This is a genomic window from Alistipes sp. An31A, assembly GCF_002159425.1.
GTDB lineage: Bacteria > Bacteroidota > Bacteroidia > Bacteroidales > Rikenellaceae > Alistipes > Alistipes excrementigallinarum.
Window position 1 is genome coordinate 1 of the sequence record NZ_NFIO01000024.1, and the last position, 3,519, is coordinate 3,519.

Here is a 3,519-nt window from a genome sequence, read left to right on the forward strand (position 1 = left end):
TGGTCAGAAAAAGAGCTGAAGAGGGGCCGGGAGTTTATACTCCGACAAGAGGCGAATGCCCCGGAGGCATCCCGGCGGCCCGCAACTCCGCAACACACAGCAGCCGGCTGCACGACGGACAGCGACCTCGACTTTGCCTGCACGATTCAGAGTCTCGTGTCGGAGCAGCAGATTCTTACACCCGCGACACGGAGGCCAGCATACCCCACGAAAAGTTCGAACAGACGGGAATCTGCAAGAGGGTGAAATAGCTTCTTCAGCCCGTTGCGCCGTCTCACACTGCAGGGACGGTGTGGGCACATCGACCCAATTTAGGAAAATGTTTTTTCACAAAACAGCCGGGCGTCTCTTGCAGGAAAAGTTTATTTTCAGAATCTTTGTATGGACAATACCCCACGAGCGTTGCGTATTGGGAAACATTTTCCTATCTTTGCCATGCCGACCCCTGAAGGCCGGCGACATATCAGTTTAGTGAAAGTGTTTCGCTAATCCTTACCGAGAAAATTTGGCGATTTTTAAGTAAGCAAGGATAGGCAATACAGACACTCATCACCGTGTATAGGCATATATCATTCCGATATATACTTATTCGGTGTGGGGTATTGTTTATTTGCTTGCAGGCTACGCCAAATGCCACTCGGTCGATAAACGAACGACTCCACACTTTCTTTTTACCCATAACCCACCGCATTAGGAGTTGGTACGGTACATATAGATTAAACTATGTGCAGCAAATTACCAACAGAATTTATAATCCGCTATATTGCGGATTACAATTCCCACTTACAAAGTCGCAATGCTATCATTCAAAAAAGAAAGAATCAAGAGCAACAGTTCTATGCGATTATTCAACCCATGATGGCTAAAGAAGCTGAAAACGAAGTAACAGTTTTACTATGCGATGAAACTTATTCGACAATCAAGGACGATCCATTCAACTGTTATTTGCCTGAAAATAAATCATTCAAAGATTTAGCCGTCGATGATATTTTAGAAGCAGTACTTTTTTGAATATTAACCTATACAATCTTTTACTATGAAAAAACTATTATCCCTTATCACGCTTATTGGTGTGATAACTTTCTCGTCGTGTAAATACGATGACGATGACCTTTGGAGCAGTCTTCACGGTTTGGAAGATCGTGTGGCGAAATTGGAAGAGCTTTGCAAGCAGATGAACACGAACATTTCATCGTTGCAAACGATTGTAGAGGCTTTGGCGGAGAATGACTATGTTACAAGTGTAACACCCATTATGCAGGACGGGAAAGAGATTGGCTATACGATCGTCTTTAGCAAAAGCAACCCAATCACCATCTATCATGGTAAAGATGGTCAAGCAGGGTCGGATGGTGACGATGGCACTACGCCCTCTATCGGAGTAAAACAAGATACCGATGGAATTTATTACTGGACTCTCAACGGTGAATGGTTAACCGATGGCCACGGAGACAAAATCAAAGCCGAAGGTGCAGATGGCAATGACGGCACAACTCCCAAATTCAAAATCGAAAATGATTATTGGTACATATCCTATAACAACGGCGAGACTTGGGAACAACTTGGAAAAGCCACAGGAGAGGATGGAACTGGCGGTGATTCCATGTTTACGGGAATTGACTACAAAACCAGTACGGATTATGTGATTTTCACATTGGCGGATGGTACGCAAATCAAATTGCCAACATGGTCTGCATTTGAAGCCTTACAGCGTCTATGCAATGAAACTAATACAAATCTGTCATCATTGCAAGCCATTGTTACCGCACTTCAAAACAACGACTACATCACCAGTGTGGATCCGCTGACTGAAGACGGTAAGATAGTTGGCTACACTATTAAATTTGCCAAAAGCAATCCGATTGTTATTTACAATGGAAAAGACGGAGCTGACGGGAATACGCCTGTTATCGGAGTGAAGGAGGACACTGATGGCATCTATTATTGGACACTGAACGGTAAATTTATTGTTGTAGACGGGCAAAAGATCAAGGCTCAAGGAACAGACGGTTCGGATGGAACAGATGGGACCACGCCCAAACTTGAAATTCGAGAGGGATATTGGTGGATCTCTTACAATAATGGAGATAGCTGGGAGCAACTCGGCAAAGCAACGGGTGAAGATGGCAAAGACGGAGAAAGCATTAAAATCACGCAAGACGAGAATAATGTCTATTTTGAATTAGCTGATGGATCCATTATTACTATCCCTAAAACAGGAGGATCATCTGACCAATTTATAAATTTTAATGATATTATCGTAAAATCAATTTGTCTACAAAATTGGGACACTAATGGTGATGGTGAATTATCTTATGATGAAGCTGCTGCCGTTACCACTATTGGAACTATCTTTAAAGAAAATGCCGAAATTAGAGAATTTAAGGAACTTAAATATTTTACAGGACTAACCGCTATTGATGATCAAGCTTTTTATAACTGTAACAATTTATTATCAATAGAAATCCCTCAAAATGTTCAGACTATTGGTTCAGAATCCTTTTGCTGTCAATATTACGTTCCCGATCCTGGGACAACTATATATAATAGTTCGCTTATCTCAATTACTTTACCTAATGGTCTAAAATCTATTGGAAGAAAAAGTTTTGCATATTGCAAACATCTAAAAAACATTAAGTTTCCGAACAGCATCACATCAATTGGAGCCGCTGCGTTTAGAGAGTGCAATAGTTTAACAACTATTGAAATATCTCAAGGTTCTTTGGAGAATTCCGCATTTGCAATGTGTGAAAATGTAAAAACTATTACTATTGGGAAAAATGTAACCTCAATAGGGACTCTTGTTTTTTACGGGTGCGGCAATAATCCGACTGTTTATTGTCTTTCCTCTACACCTCCCATATGCGAAAAAAATTCGTTTAAGGCACCTTTAACAATATATGTGCCGATAGGGTCAAGTGATACCTATAAAGCGCAATGGAATGCATTTGCTGATTATATTTCAGAATATATCTACTAACTTACAATCTGATTATTATGAGCGATTACAGGCTTATTGAGTTTTACAGATCTGAAGATGCTTTAGACGGAATAGAGTTCGATAATCCACATCAATATGAAACAGATGAAGGCTATTTCATTGGATTAGCTCATGACATAATAAACGGACAACAGCGAACATTTGCTTTAATAGAGGATCCTCAAACAAAGGAAATCTTTTATATCGATTTCAAATTGCTAAAGGCCTTTAAAGATTGATTGCAATGTTTCTAAGTGACAGACTTCGTAAAAGGCAAATAATCCTTTTGCGGGGTCTGTCTCTTTTTTTATTTATCAAACAATCAAGCAGTTCACTATCGTTTAACTGCAAGCAACACAGGCCGTCGTGTTACACATAATGTTACACATTACGCCCGAATCTCTCTTTTTTATCATCGTAACAGGTTGATTTTCAATCGAAGGCCGAATTAGCTCAGTGGTAGAGCACTTCACTCGTAATGAAGGGGTCCCGAGTTCAAGTCTCGGATTCGGCTCGAAAGTCCAAGGTCGCAAGACCCG

At 40.8% G+C, this 3,519-nt stretch carries 3 protein-coding genes and 1 tRNA gene; all 4 read left to right on the forward strand.

Features of this window, described 5'->3' with window-relative positions; translation table 11 throughout:
- Positions 1–723 precede the first annotated feature (723 nt).
- The 4 genes from B5F90_RS10950 to B5F90_RS10710 all read left to right on the forward strand — a co-directional run bounded on the left by B5F90_RS10950 (position 724) and on the right by B5F90_RS10710 (position 3,494).
- Positions 724–1,011, forward strand: a complete 288-nt coding sequence (locus B5F90_RS10950) for a hypothetical protein (protein ID WP_143256180.1) — start codon at positions 724–726, stop codon at positions 1,009–1,011.
- 25 nt (positions 1,012–1,036) lie between these two features.
- Complete coding sequence (locus tag B5F90_RS10700; RefSeq protein WP_087362791.1) at positions 1,037–2,980, forward strand: PL29 family lyase N-terminal domain-containing protein; 1,944 nt, start codon at positions 1,037–1,039, stop codon at positions 2,978–2,980.
- A 17-nt stretch (positions 2,981–2,997) separates the two neighbouring features.
- Positions 2,998–3,219 (forward strand): hypothetical protein, encoded by a 222-nt coding sequence (locus tag B5F90_RS10705; protein ID WP_087362792.1) that lies wholly within the window; start codon positions 2,998–3,000, stop codon positions 3,217–3,219.
- A gap of 203 nt (positions 3,220–3,422) precedes the next feature.
- Positions 3,423–3,494, forward strand: a tRNA-Thr gene (locus B5F90_RS10710).
- Positions 3,495–3,519 lie beyond the last annotated feature (25 nt).

Excerpts from the sequence above, each read along its gene's own strand:
- B5F90_RS10705 (WP_087362792.1), top strand. The coding sequence starts at position 2,998 with ATGAGCGATTACAGGCTTATTGAGTTTTACAGATCTGAAGATGCTTTA.
- B5F90_RS10700 (WP_087362791.1), top strand. The coding sequence starts at position 1,037 with ATGAAAAAACTATTATCCCTTATCACGCTTATTGGTGTGATAACTTTC.
- B5F90_RS10950 (WP_143256180.1), top strand. The coding sequence starts at position 724 with ATGTGCAGCAAATTACCAACAGAATTTATAATCCGCTATATTGCGGAT.